This is a genomic window from Holophagales bacterium (assembly GCA_016699405.1).
Lineage (GTDB): Bacteria > Acidobacteriota > Thermoanaerobaculia > Multivoradales > JAGPDF01 > JAAYLR01.
Map to the genome: position 1 here is coordinate 1,892,560 of CP064972.1, position 15,847 is coordinate 1,908,406.

General features: G+C 71.1%; 11 protein-coding genes. 8 read left to right on the plus strand and 3 right to left on the minus strand.

From position 1 onward, the window contains the following. The first annotated feature begins 176 nt into the window (after window positions 1-176). The 8 genes from IPJ17_07980 to IPJ17_08015 are packed head-to-tail and all read left to right on the plus strand — an operon-like array spanning window position 177 to window position 12,828. A complete protein-coding gene (locus tag IPJ17_07980; protein ID QQR75499.1) occupies window positions 177-428 on the plus strand; it encodes a hypothetical protein in 252 nt (83 codons plus the stop codon). A gap of 34 nt (window positions 429-462) precedes the next feature. Beyond that, window positions 463-1,671: an O-antigen ligase family protein gene (locus IPJ17_07985; GenBank protein QQR75500.1), complete on the plus strand. Its 1,209-nt coding sequence runs from the start codon at window positions 463-465 to the stop codon at window positions 1,669-1,671. Continuing rightward, window positions 1,658-2,560 carry a polyprenyl synthetase family protein gene (locus IPJ17_07990; protein QQR75501.1) on the plus strand — a complete coding sequence of 301 codons (903 nt, stop codon included), beginning with the start codon at window positions 1,658-1,660 and terminating at the stop codon, window positions 2,558-2,560. The genes IPJ17_07985 and IPJ17_07990 overlap by 14 nt, the downstream gene beginning before the upstream one ends. A 1-nt stretch (window position 2,561) precedes the next feature. After that, on the plus strand, window positions 2,562-4,526 hold the full coding sequence (locus tag IPJ17_07995; GenBank protein ID QQR75502.1) for a 1-deoxy-D-xylulose-5-phosphate synthase: 1,965 nt from the start codon (window positions 2,562-2,564) through the stop codon (window positions 4,524-4,526). Beyond that, complete coding sequence (locus IPJ17_08000; protein ID QQR76252.1) at window positions 4,501-5,226, plus strand: TlyA family RNA methyltransferase; 726 nt, start codon at window positions 4,501-4,503, stop codon at window positions 5,224-5,226. Before IPJ17_07995 ends, IPJ17_08000 begins: the two co-directional genes overlap by 26 nt. Before the next feature lie 5 nt (window positions 5,227-5,231). Then, a complete protein-coding gene (locus tag IPJ17_08005) occupies window positions 5,232-6,089 on the plus strand; it encodes an NAD(+)/NADH kinase (GenBank protein QQR76122.1) in 858 nt (285 codons plus the stop codon). Then, entirely contained in the window at window positions 6,090-10,034 is a 3,945-nt protein-coding gene (locus IPJ17_08010) for a translocation/assembly module TamB domain-containing protein (protein ID QQR75503.1), read from the plus strand. Window position 10,035: 1 nt separating this feature from the next. Continuing rightward, window positions 10,036-12,828 (plus strand): BamA/TamA family outer membrane protein, encoded by a 2,793-nt coding sequence (locus IPJ17_08015; GenBank protein ID QQR75504.1) that lies wholly within the window; start codon window positions 10,036-10,038, stop codon window positions 12,826-12,828. Between the two features lie 75 nt (window positions 12,829-12,903). Here the strand turns inward: IPJ17_08015 and IPJ17_08020 are convergent, their stop codons facing one another. The 3 genes from IPJ17_08020 to IPJ17_08030 all read right to left on the minus strand — a co-directional run bounded on the left by IPJ17_08020 (window position 12,904) and on the right by IPJ17_08030 (window position 15,836). Then, a complete protein-coding gene (locus IPJ17_08020) occupies window positions 12,904-13,596 on the minus strand; it encodes a zinc metallopeptidase (GenBank protein QQR75505.1) in 693 nt (230 codons plus the stop codon). A 132-nt stretch (window positions 13,597-13,728) separates the two neighbouring features. Continuing rightward, window positions 13,729-15,237, minus strand: a complete 1,509-nt coding sequence (locus IPJ17_08025) for a helix-turn-helix domain-containing protein (GenBank protein QQR75506.1) — start codon at window positions 15,235-15,237, stop codon at window positions 13,729-13,731. 104 nt (window positions 15,238-15,341) lie between these two features. Next, complete coding sequence (locus tag IPJ17_08030) at window positions 15,342-15,836, minus strand: thioredoxin family protein (protein ID QQR75507.1); 495 nt, start codon at window positions 15,834-15,836, stop codon at window positions 15,342-15,344. Window positions 15,837-15,847 lie beyond the last annotated feature (11 nt).

The following is a 15,847-nucleotide window of genomic DNA, read 5'->3' on the forward strand; positions in this document are numbered from 1 at the left end:
TCGGTTCTGCCGGGAGTTCTGGAACACGGGGGCCTCCAATGGGGGGTGCGCAGGGACGGGGACGGCGGAGGGAGGGGCGCCGCCCGGAACGCTGAAGCGTAGCACAGGCAAGCCTCGTGGCCTGCCGGAGGGCCCGGGGGGCATGCTATGTTGGCGCCCGAGGAGGTGACCCCGCGATGGCCGTCGACCAAGAGCTGCTCGAGATTCTCGTTTGCCCGAAGAGCCGCGCGCCGTTGGCGCTCGTCGATCTGCCGGCCGACGTCTGTCGCGACCTCGCCCAGAAGTACCGCGAGCACTTCCGCGACGAAGAGCCGGTCGTGACCCAGGGGCTCTTCTGCGAGGCGTCGCAGCTGGTCTACCCGATCGTCTCGGACATCCCCATCCTGCTCGAAGAAGACGCGCTGCCGGCGAGTGTCCTCGGCCGCTGAGCAGGAACCCAGAAGCGCCCCGGAGCACGAGGGTGTGGCCGTAGCCGACCGCCGCGCGACGTCGGCATTCTGGCTCTACGCGTCGCATCTGCTCGGCCTCTTCGGTCTGGCGGTGTCGAACGGATTGCTGGCCCTGGCCCTGCTCGCCGCGCCCTGGACGTTGCGCCAACGCTTCGCCGGCTGGCGGCGCGGCACTCCGCTGCTCGCCGCCGCGGCGCTCTACCTGCTCTTCCTGCTCGCCGCGATCGCCGCGTCGAGCGATCCGCTGGCAAGTCTGGCTTCGCTCTCCGAGTTCTTCGCCCTCGCGGCCCTGCCGCTTGCCGTGCTTTCGGTGCGTGGCGAGCGGCAGACGCGTCGCCTGGTCGACCTGATGATCCTCGCGGCCTCGGCCTTCGCCGTGCACGGGCTGGTGCAGTACTTCTTCGGCTACGGCGGCATCGACCTGCGGATCCGCGGCCCGTTCTCGCACTACATGACCTTCTCCGGCGTGCTGCTGGTGGTCGACCTGCTGCTCGTCGCCCAACTGGTGCGGCCGACCGCGCGCCCGGCCGAATCCCATCCGTTCTGGCGGCTGCTGGCTCGACCGCTCTTCCGCTGGTCGGCGCTGGCGCTGATCAACGTCGCCCTGCTCGGCAGCCTCACCCGGAGTGCCTGGGTCGCCGTCGCGGTGGCCTTCACCGGTCTGGCGCTCGCCCGTGCGCCGCGCCTGCTCGCCGCCTATCTGCCGGTCGCCGCGTTGCTGCTGCTGCTCGCGCCGGTGCCCTGGGTCGCGCGGGCGCTGTCGATCGTCGACCTAGACGACACGTCGAACTACGACCGCCTGTGCATGGCTGCCGCGGGCGCCCAGATGATCGCCGAGCAACCGCTGCTCGGCATCGGCCCGGACCAGGTGAAGATCCGCTATCCGCTCTATCGCCATCCGACCGCGCCGCGCTTTCGCGTTCCGCACCTGCACGACACCTTCCTGCAGGTGGCGGCCGAGCGCGGGCTGCTCTCGCTCGTCGCCCTGCTCGCCCTGCTCGCCGTGCCGATGCTCGCCGCCTGGCGTGGATTGCGCCGCGCCGAGCGCGCCGGCAGCGGACCGGCGGACCTTCACCTCGGCGTCATGGCGGCGGTCCTGGGGTTTGCGGTGGCCGGCCTCTTCGAGCACAACTGGGGAGACGTCGAGGTGCAGCGGATGCTGCTCGCCGTGATGGCGATGCCCTTCTGCCTGCGCGAGGACGGGAGCGATGAGCCGGCCTGAAGCGTTCCTCGCCTACCTCGGCGACGTCCTGCCGCGGATCGACGCCGAGCTCGACCGCCTGCTCCCCGCCGTCGAGCGGGCTCCTCGCCGACTCCACGAAGCGATGCGCTACTGCACCTTCGCCGGCGGCAAGCGTCTGCGGCCGGCGCTCACCCTGCTCGCCGCCGAGGCGTGCGGGGCCGGGCGGGAGGTGGCGCTCGCCCCTGGCGCGGCGATCGAGATGATCCACACCTACAGCCTGGTGCACGACGATCTGCCCGCGCTCGACGACGACGACCTGCGCCGCGGCCGGGCGACGGTGCATCGCCGCTACGACGAGGCGACCGCGGTGCTCGCCGGGGATGCCTTGCTCACGCTCGGTCTGACGACCCTCGCCGCCGAGCCGGCCGACGCTCCGGCGGAGCGGCGACGCGCCGCTGTCGCGCTCGTCGGCGAAGCGATCGGCACCGCGGGGATGATCGGCGGCCAGATGGAAGACGTCGAGGCGGAGGCCGCGTGGCCTGCCGACCCCGAGGCGGCGCTCGAACGGATCCATCGCGGCAAGACGGCCGCGCTGCTCGCCGCGAGCCTCGAGCTCGGGGCGCTGCACGCCGGAGCGGACGCGGAAACCCGAGCGCGCTTCCGCGATTTCGGGTTCACGCTCGGACTGATGTTCCAGATCGCCGATGATATTCTGGACGTCGTGGGCACCGCCGGAGCGCTCGGCAAGACCGCGGGCAAGGATGCTCGTGCGCACAAGCTGACCTATCCGGCCCTCTACGACCTGCCGCGTAGCCGGCAGGAGCTCGAACGGCTGCGCGGCGCGGCGACGGCCCGCACGACCGGACTGCCCGGGCGGCACGACCTATTCCGGTCGCTCGCCGACTTCCTCGCCGCACGAGACCACTGACATGAGCCTGCTCGACCAAGTCCATCTTCCTGCCGACCTGCGCAAGCTCGAGCGCGGGCAGCTCGACGCGTTGGCCGACGAGCTGCGCGAGGAGATCGTGCGTTGCGTCTCCCAGACCGGCGGCCATTTTTCCTCGAACCTCGGTTCGGTGGAGCTGGCGGTCGCGCTCCACTACGCATTCGACACGCCGCGGGATCTGCTGGTGTGGGACGTCGGCCATCAGACCTACCCGCACAAGATCCTCACCGGCCGCCGCGACCGGATGAATACGATGCGGCAGTATGGCGGGCTCTCCGGTTTCTGCCTGCGCAACGAGAGCGAGTACGACGTGGTGGCCGCCGGGCACGCCTCGACGTCGATCTCCGCCGCCCTGGGACTCGCCCTCGCCCGGGACCAGCGCGGGGAGAAGCACCACGTGGTCGCGGTGATCGGCGACGGCTCGATGACCGCCGGCATGGCCTTCGAGGCGATGAACCAGGCCGGGCACCTCGGCACGCGGATGATCGTCGTGCTGAACGACAACTCGATGTCGATCAGCCCGAGCGTCGGCGCCTTGACGCACTATCTCAAGGAGCTGATGGCCGGCCGGCACTACACCAAGCTCAAGGACGACGTGAAGAAGCTGCTGCATCGCGTTCCCGGCGTCGGCGATCAGATGATCGAAGTCGCCAAGGGTCTCGAGGAGGGGGTGCGGCACGTCTTCACGCCGGGCACGCTCTTCGAGGAGCTCGGCTTCCGCTTCGTCGGCCCCGTCGACGGTCACTCGGTCGGCGATCTGCTCGACGTGCTCGAGCGCGCCAAGCAGATCGACGGTCCGGTTCTGGTGCACGCCATCACCACGAAGGGCAAGGGGTACAAGTACGCCGAGGACGAGCCGGTCGAATACCACGGCCCGTCGGCCTTCGACCCGGTCAAGGGGATCCAGAAGGGCAAGGGGGGTGGCGCGCCGAGCTACACGGCGGTCTTCGGCAAGGCGCTCCTCGCCCTGGCCGAGCGCGACCCGCGGGTCGTGGCGATCACCGCCTCGATGCCCGACGGCACCGGGCTCGTTCCGTTCTCCGAGCGCTTCCCGACGCGGTTCCTCAACACCGGGATCGCCGAGCAGCACAGCGTGACGCTCGCCGGCGGCCTGGCCCTCGGCGGCGTCAAGCCGGTGGTGGCGATCTACTCGACCTTCCTGCAGCGCGGCTTCGACCAGATCTTCCACGACGTCTGCCTGATGGACCTGCCGGTGGTCTTCGCCATGGACCGCGGCGGCATCGCCGGCAACGACGGTTGGACGCACCACGGTCTGTTCGACTACGCCTTCTTTCGCATCTTCCCCAACGCGATCGTCATGGCGCCGAAGGACGAGAACGAGCTGCAGCACATGCTCGCCACCGCCCTCGAGCAGGAGCACCCGGCGGCGCTGCGCTACCCGCGCGGCAACGGCATCGGTGTCCCGCTCGACGAGGTCTTCCGGGCGGTCCCGGTGGGCAAGGCCGAGGTGCTGCGGCGCGGGCGGGACGGCTTCGTCTGGGCCATCGGCTCGACCGTCTACCCGACCCTCGAGGCCGCCGAGCGCTTGGCGAAGGAGGGCGTCGACCTGACGGTGGTCAACGCGCGCTTCGTCAAGCCACTCGATCGCGAGCTGCTCGCCAGCCAGCTCGCGGGCGGCGGCCGGATCGCCACGGTCGAGGAGCACGCGGTCAGCGGAGGGTTCGGCTCGGCCGTGGTCGAGGCGATCTCCGAGCTCGAGCTCGCCGGCGTTTCGACGATGCTTCACGGCGTGCCGGATCGCTTCGTTCCGCACGGCTCGCAGGAGGTCTTGCGCAAGGTCCTCGGCCTGGATGCCGAAGGGATCTACTTCCGCCTCCGCCGCTTCTTCGCCGCCGGAGCGCCGCGCGCTGCCGTCCCGGCCGAGCAGGCTACCGCGACGCCCTCCGCCGAGGCGCTCCCCGGTGCGGCTCGATCAACTGCTGGTTGAGCGCGGGCTCTTCGCGAGCCGCGAACAGGCGCGCCGCGCCGTCATGGCCGGCGCGGTGGAGGTCGACGGGCGTCGGCTCGACAAGCCGGGTACCGCCGTCGGCCCGCATGTCGGGCTCGCGGTGCGCGAGCGCGAGCCGTTCGTCTCGCGGGCCGGGCGCAAGCTCTCCGGCGCCCTCGATCACTTCGCCATCGATCCGGCCGGTCGCGTCTGCCTCGACGTCGGCGCCTCGACCGGCGGCTTCACCGACTGTCTCCTGCAGCGCGGAGCGCTGCGCGTCTACGCCCTCGACGTCGGCTTCGGCCTGATCGACGCGCGGCTGCGCGCCGATCCGCGTGTGGTCGTCATCGAGCGGGTCAACGCCCGTCATCTCGCTCCCGATGCCCTGCCCGAGCCGGCCGGGCTGGCGACGGTCGACGTCTCGTTCATCTCGCTGCTCAAGGTCGTCCCCGCGTTGCTCGCCCATCTCGCCCCGGGCGGTGACCTCCTGCCGCTCGTCAAGCCGCAGTTCGAGGTCGGGCGCGCCGCGGTCGGCAAGGGCGGCATCGTGCGCGACGAAGCGACTCGGCTCGCGGTGATCGAGCAGCGCGCCGCCGAGCTTGCCGCGCTCGGGCTCGACCTCGTCGGCCGCTGCGACTCGGCTCTGCCGGGAGCCGACGGCAACCGCGAGGCCTTTCTCTGGCTGAGGAAACCGCGATGAGCGACATGCGCGAGCTGACCCGCATCGGTGTGGTGGCCAAGCGGTCGAGCCGCGAGGCACTGCTGACCGCCCGCGAGCTGGTCGAATGGCTCGAGCGGCGTGGCTGCAAGGTGCTGGTGGAGCCGGCCACGGCGGCTGCGCAGCCCAGCCTGGCCGCGCTCTCGCATCCGCTCCCCGAGGCGGGCTGCGAGCTGGTGGTGGTGCTGGGGGGCGACGGCACGCTGCTCTCCGTGGCCCGCACCCTCGGTGGTGACGCGCCGATCCTCGGGGTCAATCTCGGCCGGCTCGGATTCCTCACCGAGATCACCCGCCACGAGCTCTATCCGAGCCTGGTCGACGTGCTCGCCGGCCGCTTTCGGATCGAGGAGCGATCGCTCGCCGACGTGGAGCTGGTGCGTGCCAGCGGAGAGGTTCAGCTCTATCGGGCGCTCAACGACGCGGTGCTCGCCAAGCGGGCGGAAGCGCGCATCATCGAGCTCGACCTCGCGGTCGACGGCTGCGCGGTGACCCGTTACCGGGCCGACGGTCTGATCCTGTCGACGCCCACCGGCTCGACCGCCTACAGCCTCTCGGCGGGTGGTCCGATCCTCGATCCGCAGCTTCCGGTCACCGTCATCTCGCCGATCTGTCCGCACACCCTCTCGCTCCGCCCGATCGTCGTGCCCGATCGCTCGGAGATCGAGGTCGCGCTGGTGACCCCGCGCGAGCAGGTCTACCTGACGGTTGACGGACAGGAGGGCGGCGATCTGGTGCACGGCGACCGCGTCCGCTTCCGTCGCTCTTCGACCGCCGCGCGACTCGTCCGGACGACGTCGCGCGCCTTCTTCGACACGTTGCGCGCCAAGCTCCACTGGGGAGAGTAGATGGCGACGAGCGGCGGAGCCCCGGGCGTTCCCGGTCGCCTGCGGCGTTGGCTCGTTCGGCCGCTCGGTTGGTCGCTGGCCCTCCTGGCGCTTGGCGTCGGCCTCTTCTCCTGGTCGCTGCGCAGCGGCTGGCTGGCGGAACGCTCGCGCGTGCTGGTCGAGGCGCGGCTCGGCGAGCTGCTCGGCCGGCGCGTGCGTTGCGAGCGCCTGGCGCTGTCGGCTGTGCCGCTCTCGCTCGAGGCGTGGGGGGTGACCGTCGCCGGCCCTCGCCCGGACGATCCGGCGCTCGCGGAGATCGCCCACCTCTCGCTGGTCGCCGACCTCGAAGGGCTGAGCCGTCCGCGACTGACGCTGCACGAGGTGCTGCTCGAGCGCCCGGTCTTCCGGCTCCAGCTCCTTGCCGACGATTCCGACAACCTGCCGCGCCTCGGCAGGAGCGGGACGGGAGCGGGACGGTTGCGTCTGCGGCTCGCCGGACTCGAGATCCGCGACGGCCTCTTCGATCTCGGCGACGAGCGGGTGCCGCTGTCGGTCGTTGCCCGCGGCATCGAGGCCGATCTGGTGGGCTCGGGGGACACGCTGCTCGGCGGCGTGCACGTGGCGAGCGCCGCGGTGGAGCTCCCCGGAGCGAAGTCGTACGCCGCGACGGTGACGGCGCAGGTCGCGCTCGCCGCGAACGGTCTCGAGATGCACTCGGTGGAGGTCTCCGGTCCCGACCTGGTCGCGCATCTCGACGGCGACGTGCGATGGGGCCGCGGCACGCGGGTGCGGCTCGACGGTCGCGTCGAGACCAGCGACCGGCTGGCACGCGACCTCGGCCTTCTCGACGCCGAGCTCGCCGGGCAGGTGAAGGCCGATGCCCACTTCCTCTGGCAGCCCGATCGTCCGTGGCAGGTCACGGGCACCTTCGAGGTGCCGACGTTCGACTTCTGGAACCTGGGAATCCACCAGGTGACCGGAAGGCTCGCGTTGGACGGTGCGCACCTGCTCCTCGACGGGGTCTCGGCTCAGGCGCTCGACGGCTCGGTGGACGGAAGCGTGCGCTTCGATTTCGCTGCCCGGCCGATCACCCTCGGTCTCGACCTCCAAGTGGCGGCGGCTTCGGTCGAGCGCCTGCTGGCGAGCCGGGAGATCGTTCTCGGCGCTCCGCTCGACGCGGTGCTGACCGGCACACTGCGGCTCAGCGTGCCGCTCGGTGACGGCGGCGAGACGACCGGTGCGCTGGATCTCGAGGCGATCCCGGCGGGGCGGCCCGACGCCGTGGCGCTCTCCGGACCGGTTCGCTTCGACTTCGGCGGAGGTCGCCTGACCAGCCGGGAGCTCACGCTCGTCGGCGAAGTCGCGTCGGTCGACGCGCGCGGAAGCTACGAGCTGGCGGCCGAGAGCGGCGACTTCGACTTCAGCGTGACGACCGATCGGCTCGCGGCGCTCGTCCGCCTCCTGCCGGTCGCTGTCGATCCGGCCGATCTTCCTCTCTGGTATCCGACAGGAGGCGCTGGCCGGGTCACCGGGCGGCTCGAGCTGCGCCCTCACGCGGTGGCGAGCCGCTTCGCTCTCGAGCTCGAGCACGCCGTCTCCCGCGGGCTCGCGGCCGAGCGGGTCGACGGCGAGATGGGGGTCGACGCCAACGGACTTTCGGGGATTCGTCTCACCGCCCACCAGGGCGCGACCTCGGTCACCCTGGGAGGGGATCTGCCGTTTGCCGAGACGCAGCCGCTCGCGCTCCATGTCGCTCTCGCCGACTGGCCCGCGGCGTCCTTGATGCCGTGGCTGCCGATGTCGCTTCCCCTAGCCGGCCCCGTGCGCGGCGACGTCGAGCTCGCCGGGACGCTGGCGGCCCTCGCCGGGCGTGCTCGCCTCACCGTCACTCCCGCGACCGCGTACGGTGTCGACCTCGATTCGCTCGAGGCGGCGCTGCGCTTCGATCCCGCCGGGGTTCAGGTCGAGCGACTCGCGGCGCGCCTTCCGGCGGGCCAGATCGCCGCCTCCGGTCGCTACGGACTCCCCGAGGAGAGCCTCGACTTCCAGTTCTCCGCCCCGGGGCTCGACTTGGCGGCAGCGCCGTTTTCCGCGCTGCTCCCGGCGCCGTTGAGCGGTGTCGGCGAGCTCGGTGGGACGCTGCGCGGTCGCTTTGCCGCTCCCGATCTCGCGCTGACCTGGCGTACCGCGGGCGTCCAGGTCGGGCAGACGTCCCTGCCCGACGCAAGCCTCAGCCTGCGCTGGAACGACGGCGCCGCCCGGGCGGAGGGGTCGCTGTTCGGTCTCGTCGAGGTGACCGGCGGCGGACCGTTCGGCAAGGGCTCGTCGCGTCTCGACCTGCAACTCGTGGCGCAGGACCTGCCGCGCCTGGCGCTCCTCGCCGGCCTGCCGGAGGACCTCGGCGTGACGGGGAGCCTCCGCGGCTCGCTGCACGTCGAGGGCGATCCCTTCGGCGACGCGCCGCTGCGCGCCCGGCTCAGCCTGCCGGCGGTGGAGCTCGATTACGCGGACTATCGGCTCTCCGCGCTCCAGCCGGTGACGCTCGACATCGCCGGTGGGCGCGTCGACCTCCGCTCGCTCTACCTCGGGGAGCGCGGCAGCGGCGGGGAGATCGTGCTGTCCGGCCTCGTCGACCTCGCGCGGGAGCGGCAGCTCGACCTGCGACTCCAGGCCAGCGTGCCGGCGGCACTTCTCGGTCGCTATCTGCCGGCGCTGACGCTTTCCGGAGAGATCGACATGCTCGCCGCCGTTCGCGGCACGATCGACCGGCCGCGCTTCAACGGACAGGCCGAGCTCTCGGACGGCAAGATCCTCCTCGCCGATTTTCCTCACACCTTCGACCAGGTGCGCGCCTCGGTTCTCTTCTACCCCGACCGGGCGGTCCTCGACACCTTCACCGCCGAGCTCGGCGGGGGGCGCCTGCGGGCGGGTGGCACGGTGGTCTGGGAGCGGACGGACGGAGGTGACGGGCCGGACTATCGGTTCCAGGTCGCCGCCGAGAAGGTCAGCCTGCGCTATCCGGCCGGTTGGCTGCTGCGCGGCGATGCCGACCTGACGCTGCAGTCGCTCGACGAAGGGCGAGTGCTGCGCGGCACCGTCCGGCTCGACCGTGCCTACTTCCTGCAGGATCTGCCGGCGAACGTCGGTCAGGTCCTCGGGCGGATTCTCGAACGGCAGCGGCTCTCCGCAGGCACGACCGACGACCTCCTGGCGGGGACCTCGCTGGCGCTCACCTTGCAGGCGCCGCAGGCGCTGCGGGTGCGCAACAACCTCGCCGACCTGCGTGGGAGCGCCGACCTGTCGCTGCGCGGCACGCTCGCGCAGCCGGCGCTCTTCGGCCGCGTCGAAGCGGAGCGCGGCGGAAAGCTCGTCTATTCGGGCACCGACTACTCGGTCGAACGGGCGCGGCTGACCTTCTCGAATCCGCTGCGCATCGAGCCGGTGGTCGATCTCGAGGCCCGTGCCAAGGTCGAGGAGTACGAGGTGACGATGTCGCTCTCCGGGACCTTCGACCGCCTGTCGGCCTCGTTCACCTCCGACCCGCCGCTGCCGAGCCTCGACGTGCTCGGTCTGCTCGCCGTCGGCCAGCCGGTGTCGAGCGAGGGCGCGGCTCCGCTGCCGGTGGCGACCGGGACGACGGACGGGGCGGGCAGTCTGCAGGCCGAGGCCCTGCTGTACAGCCAGGCCGCGTCGCTGATCTCGTCGCGGGTCGAAGGGCTCTTCGGGCTCGACAAGCTGCGCATCGACCCGCTGACCACCAGCCGGGACGTCGTCTCGTCGGCCCGCATTACCGTCGGCAAGCGACTCTCGCGCCGGCTCTACGTCACCTACACCCTCGACCCGTCGACGACCGAGCAGCAGCAGGTGCAGGTCGAGTGGCAGGTGAGCGATCAACTCCTCGTCGTGCTGACGCAGAACGGCAGCGAGACCTATGCCGCCGACCTGCGCTGGGAGAAGAGGTTCTAGGGTGCGCCGATCCGACCGGTGGCGGCTCGCGCTCTGGGCCCTCGGGGCCTCATTCGTCGTGGCCGCCGGAGCGGCGGCGGCGGTCGAGCCGGCGAAGCACGAGCCCTCCGCCGCGGTCGGGCGCCGGATCGTCGCGGTCGAGTTGCGCGGCGACGGTCCGATCGCTGCTCCGGAGGGCCTGCATGCCGTCCTCGGGATCGGCGAGGGCGAGCCGTTCGACCCGGCTCAGGTCGAGGCGGCCCTGCGCGCCCTGGCGGCGACCGGCCTGGCGGAAAGCGCCGAGGCCTGGACGCAGGAGCGCGCCGACGGGCTGGCGCTGGTCTTCGTCGTGCGTACGGCGGTGCAGGTCCGCGAGGTCCGAGTCGAAGGCGAGCTCGGTCTCGATAGTGCGCGGCTGCTCGCCGTGCTGCCGCAGAAGGGTGGGCAGCCGCTCGTCGAGGATCGCATCCTGCGCGGCAGCTACCGCCTCTCTGAGCTCTATCGCTCCGAAGGGTACTTTCGCTCCTCCGTTCGCCTCGGGGTCGACTTCGAAGCCGGTCGCCGATCGGCCGTGCTGACCTACCGGCTCGCGGCCGGGCCACGGGCCCGGGTGGGCGAGATCCAGCTCGACGGCGAGCTCGGCAAGCTCGATCGCTCCGAGCTCTTCAAGGCGCTGCGGCTGAAGGCCGGGGACGGCTATCGCGAATCGGTCGTCCGCGAGCTGCCCGAGCGCCTGCAGCGCCGGCTCTTCGAGCGGGGCTTCCGACTGGCCGTCGTCGAGGCGCCGACGGAACAGGTTTCGGACGACGGCCGGCGTGTCGACCTGACGCTGCGGGTCACGCTCGGGCCGCTTCTCGAGGTCGTGGTGCGCGGCGCCGACCAGCGTCAGCTCGAGCGGCGCAAGCTGCTGCCGTTCCTCGGCTCCTTCGGCTACGACGAGGCCCTGGTGCTGCAGGCGCTCAACCTGATCAAGCGCGATTACCAGTCGCGCGGGCACTACCGGGTCAAGGTCGAACGCACCGAAGAGCGTACGCCGGAGCGCATCCGGTTGCGCCTCGAGGTCGAGCCCGGACCGCTCTACGAAATCGCCAATGTCCGTTTCGAAGGCAACGCCTCGGTGTCGAGCGAGGAGCTCGCCCGCCGGATGACCACCGGCCCGCGCCGCAAGCTCCGTCCGCGCAGCGGTCGGCTGGTCGACGAGGTGCTCGCCGAGGACCTTTCGAATCTGCGTTCGACCTATGCCCTGGCCGGCTATGCGCAGTCGCGCATCGGCACGCCGCGAGTCGACGAGCGCGGTGGCGTGCTCGACCTGACGATCCCGATCGTCGAGGGGCCGCGGCGCACCGTCGAGTCGCTGGCTCTCTCCGGTGTCGAGAGCCTCGATCCCGCCGAGCTCACGAAGCCGATGCCGCTGGTCGTCGGCGGGCCGTACCACCGCATCCTGCTCGACCAGGCCCTCGAGCAACTCCGTTCGCGGTACGAGGCCGAGGGCTTCGCCCAGGCCCTGGTCTCGTCGGACGTGGCCTGGGACGAACATGGCGAACGGGCCCGAGTCGGCATCTCGGTCCTGGAGGGGCGGCGCACGATCATCGACCGCGTCGCCGTGCGCGGCAACCGGCGGACGCGGCAGGCGGTGATCCGCCGCCTGATCGACCTGCCCGAAGGGGCTCCGGCGAGCCCTGCCCGCCTGCTCGGCGCCGAGCGCGATCTCTACCGCCTCGGCCTCTTTTCGCGCGTCGACGTGCGGCTCGCTCCCGGACCGGAGGACGAAGAGCGCCGCGGCGTGGTGGTCGAGGTGGAGGAGGGCAAGACGCGACGATTGAGCCTCGGTGCCGGTTACGACTCCGACGGCGGCACCCGCGGGCTGCTCACCCTCGGCGAGTCCAATCTCGGCGGACTCGCCGGCAATCTCCAGCTCGACCTGCTGTCGAGCCAGCGCGACTCGCGCTTCCGCCTCGTCTACTCCGAGCCGAGGATCTTCGGTTGGCCGCTGAACGCGACGGCGACGACCTACTGGGAGCGGCAGCAGCGGGACGCCTACGATCTGCGCCGCTGGGGGACGCAGGTCGGCCTGAACCGGGAGAAGGGGCCGTGGCGGCTGCGGCTCGTCTACGACTACCACATCGTCGAGCTGCCGCGCGTCGACGACTTCCTTGCCGTGCCGATCGGCAGTCGCAGCGCGCGGGTCTCGAGCCTCACGCCGGTCGTCGGCATCGAGAAGCGGGACGATCCTCTCGATCCGCATCGCGGCTGGAACGGCCTGCTCCAGGTCCAGTACGCCTCGCCGCTCCTCTCGGCCGACGCGCACTTCGTCAAGCTCTTCTTCCAGGGCTCGTTCAACCTCGACCTCGGTTCGCTCGGGACGCTCGCGACCGGCCTTCGCACCGGACTGCTCGAGCCGATCGGCGTCGCGCTGCCGGACGACTCGGCGGTGGCGGGCAACGTGCCGATCGACGAGCGGTTCTTCGCCGGCGGTCGCACGACCCACCGCGCCTTCGGCCAGGACCTGCTCGGGGTCGACGGAGAGACGGTGATCTCCGGCAATCCCGTGGGCGGCAACGGGCTCCTGCTGGTCAACCTCGACTGGCGCTTTCCGATCGCCGGCGAATTCGGTGGGACCCTGTTCGTCGACGGCGGCAACGTCTGGCGTGACCGCCGGCAGCTCGACCCGAACGAGCTGCGCTGGGGGGCCGGGTTCGGCGTGCGCTACCGGTCGCCGGTCGGCCCGTTGCGGCTGGAGGTGGGCTGGAAGCTCGACCGCGCACCCGGCGAGCCGGCCTACGTCTGGTTCTTCAGCCTGGGCAACCCGTTCTGACGAAGAAGGCCGGCGCTCGTCGGAGCACCGGCCTTCGCTCGGCCCGCACCAGGCCGTCTTCTACCGAGACCGCGTTCAGTCGCGCCGTCCGCCGAGCAGACCGGCGCGGAGGAGGAAGTAGAGCAGCGTGAGCAGCGTCGAGATCGCCGCGGCCACGTAGGTCATCGCCGCCGCGTTCAACACGCGGTCCATCCCTTCGCGCTCCTGCGGCAGGACGATCCCGCCCGCCACCGCCAGCTTCTTGGCGCGCGCCGAGGCGTCGAACTCGACCGGCAGGGTGACGATCTGGAAGAGCAGCACGGCCGAGAAGAGAACCGCCCCGAAGAGCACCATGTTGGTGGAGGACATGACGAGTCCCGCCATCATCACCAGGTAGCCCACCGTCGAGCCGATGTTGGCGGTCGGCACCAGCGTCGAGCGCAGCCAGAGCGGCTTGTAGGCGGTGGCGTGCTGAATGGCATGGCCGGCCTCGTGGCAGGCGACGCCGACCGCGGCGATCGATGGCACACCGTAGACCTGCTCGGAGAGCGCCAGCGTCTTGGTCACCGGGTTGTAGTGGTCGCTGAGCATCCCCTGGTGGGGGACGATCTTGACGTCGTGGATCCCGGCCCCGTCGAGCATCCGCTGGGCGGCCTGCGCGCCGGTCAGGCCGGTGGCGACACGGACCTTCGAGTACTTGTTGAACGCCGACTTCGTCCGGAAGCTCGCCCAGAGCGAAAGCAGCAGGGCGGGCAGCATGAACATCAGGTAGATCGGGTCGAACATCATGGTCTTTTCGGCCTCCTCGCCGAACGAGAAAACCGCGCGGCCCGCTGGAGAATTCCGCCCGCGGTCGGCGCGGATCCTACCAACGCGACGACGGCAGGCGAACCGCGGCCGGCGGGAGGCCGCGGCAGCTCCTCAGGAGGCGGGCAGCGAGCGGAGCAGCTCGGCGAGCGCCGCCTCGCGTCGCGCCGTCTGGCGCTCGCGCTCGGCGAGCGCCGGCGGGCCGGCGCGCTCGGCGCAGTCCGGCAAGGGGCAGCGCTCGCAGGTCAGGTTCACTTCGCGCCGGGGGACGGCCGGGTCGTCGGCGAAACGCACCGTCGAGCGGAAGGCGTCGTTGATCAGGAAGCCGACCGAGACGGCAGAGTCGGCGCGTTGGGCGAGGGCGAGCGGGCGAGCCGCGGCGACGACGAAGAACTCGACGCCGTCGGAGAGGAAGGCCGCCTTCTGGGCGCGAGCGATCGGCGCGGCGATCGGGTCGCCGGAGCGGCGCCGCGCCGCGAGCTCGCCGAGCAGCCCCAGGACCAGCCAGCGACGGCAGTAGGTCTCCTCGGGGCCGACGCCGTGCGGCACCGGCACGCGCGACAGGTTGAGCGCCTTGGTGAGCGAGAAGCGGTCGCTCCCCTCGTGGTGGCCGAAGCGGAGGAAGTAGATCTCCTTCAGGCCGAAGAAGCGCGGCACGAGCTCGGTGAGCCGGTAGAAGAGCATCTCGGGCGTCGCGCGGTAGCGCTGCATGCCGCGCAGGAGGAACTCCGGGTTCCAACGCTCGGCGCGGAAGATCTCGGCGAGGTCGGCGACCACCCGCTCGCGGTCCATGAGCAGGGCGCCGGCGAAATAGGAGGCCTTGAAGTTGTTCAGCACCTGGTTGAACGACTCGACCTTGAGCCAGGAGGAGGTGCGAGGGCGCTCGCGCAGTCCGAGCTCGAGGTAGCCGAGCTCGCGGGCGAGGATGAAGGCGCGTTGGGCGGGGAGGAGGCGAGGGTTGACGAGCAGCAGCGGCGGCGACGGACGGGCGAGCACCGAACGCAGGCCGGCGAGCTCCGGGTGGCCCGAGAGCGAGGTCTCGTCGACGCGGTAGCCGTGTCGCCGTTGGAGCAACTGCCGCAGGCGCTCGGGGCTCGGAGGCTCGCTCGCGCCCAGCCCTTCGCGGCGGCGGAACGCCGCAGCGGTGTCCTCGAGGTCGGGGAAGTAGTTGGCATGGAGCTGCTGGTAGGAGCGCAGTGCCGCGAAGAGGAAGTGCTCGACCTGCAGGTCGTAGCGCTGGCTGATCTCGATGAACGTGCGGACCAGGGCGCCGGCTCGGGCCGGGTCTTCGCTGACCAGATCGAAAAGGTCTTCGGGTTTGACGCCGAAGAGCTCGAAGGGGAACTCCTGCAGGAAGTTCGATCCGGCGAAGGTCTTGAGCGGCGAGAGATCCTCGTCGACGCGCAGCGAGACCAGGTCGTCGAACGGCACCTCGAGGGCGCGCGACAGGTCGAGGAGCTTCTCCGCCTTGGGGTACTTCTTCCCCTTCTCGATTTCGGAGAGATACGAAACCGCCATCCCGGCCTTCTCGGCGACGTCCTTGAGCGGAAGTCCCTGCTTCAGGCGTAGCGCTCGGAGCTTGAGACCGAGGACGAGACGCAGGTTTTCGGTGGAGACGGTCACGGAAGGTGCTTTCGCTGCTAGCGAAGTGTAGCACCCGCCCGGGCGAAGTGGGGGCGGCGAGCGAACTTTCGCTCGTCAGCGGGGGATCGGGAGAGCCGAGGCGGCTACTTGCCCGGCGCCCAGCGGGCAAAGAAGGCGGCGAGCTTCGCCTCGTCGTACGACTTGCCGGCTTCGAGCTCGCCGGTGTCCTGCGAGTGGAGGAGCGTGCCGTCGGCCTCGAGCACGAAGAGGTGCGGATAGCCGGCCACCTTCGGATAGCGGCCGAGGAACGCCTCGTTCTTCTGCTCCTTGCTGAAGTTCACCTTCACCACGACGAAGTCGTTCGCGAGGGTCTTGCCGAGCTCGGCGTGGCTGGTGAGGAACTCGTCGAGGATGTGACACCAGATGCACCACTCGCCGCCCACCTCGAGCAGGATGCGCTTGTGCTCGCGGCCAGCGCGCTCGACAGCGGCGGCGAGATCCCGCGCGGGGTCTCGGGTCGGGTCGTAGCCGGCGCTCTTGCGGGCCGGCTCGGCGGTCGGGTCGGCGGCGAACGCGATGGCAGTCGGGGTGGTGCCAACCAGGAGGGCGAGAGCGAGGACGGCGATCGTTCGGCGCATCGGCGGGATCT

Bases quoted from the DNA above. Each gene is read 5' to 3' on its own strand.
- IPJ17_08020 (QQR75505.1), bottom strand. From the start codon at position 13,596: ATGATGTTCGACCCGATCTACCTGATGTTCATGCTGCCCGCCCTGCTG.
- IPJ17_07995 (QQR75502.1), top strand. From the start codon at position 2,562: ATGAGCCTGCTCGACCAAGTCCATCTTCCTGCCGACCTGCGCAAGCTC.
- IPJ17_08030 (QQR75507.1), bottom strand. From the start codon at position 15,836: ATGCGCCGAACGATCGCCGTCCTCGCTCTCGCCCTCCTGGTTGGCACC.
- IPJ17_07980 (QQR75499.1), top strand. From the start codon at position 177: ATGGCCGTCGACCAAGAGCTGCTCGAGATTCTCGTTTGCCCGAAGAGC.
- IPJ17_08010 (QQR75503.1), top strand. From the start codon at position 6,090: ATGGCGACGAGCGGCGGAGCCCCGGGCGTTCCCGGTCGCCTGCGGCGT.
- IPJ17_07990 (QQR75501.1), top strand. From the start codon at position 1,658: ATGAGCCGGCCTGAAGCGTTCCTCGCCTACCTCGGCGACGTCCTGCCG.
- IPJ17_08005 (QQR76122.1), top strand. From the start codon at position 5,232: ATGCGCGAGCTGACCCGCATCGGTGTGGTGGCCAAGCGGTCGAGCCGC.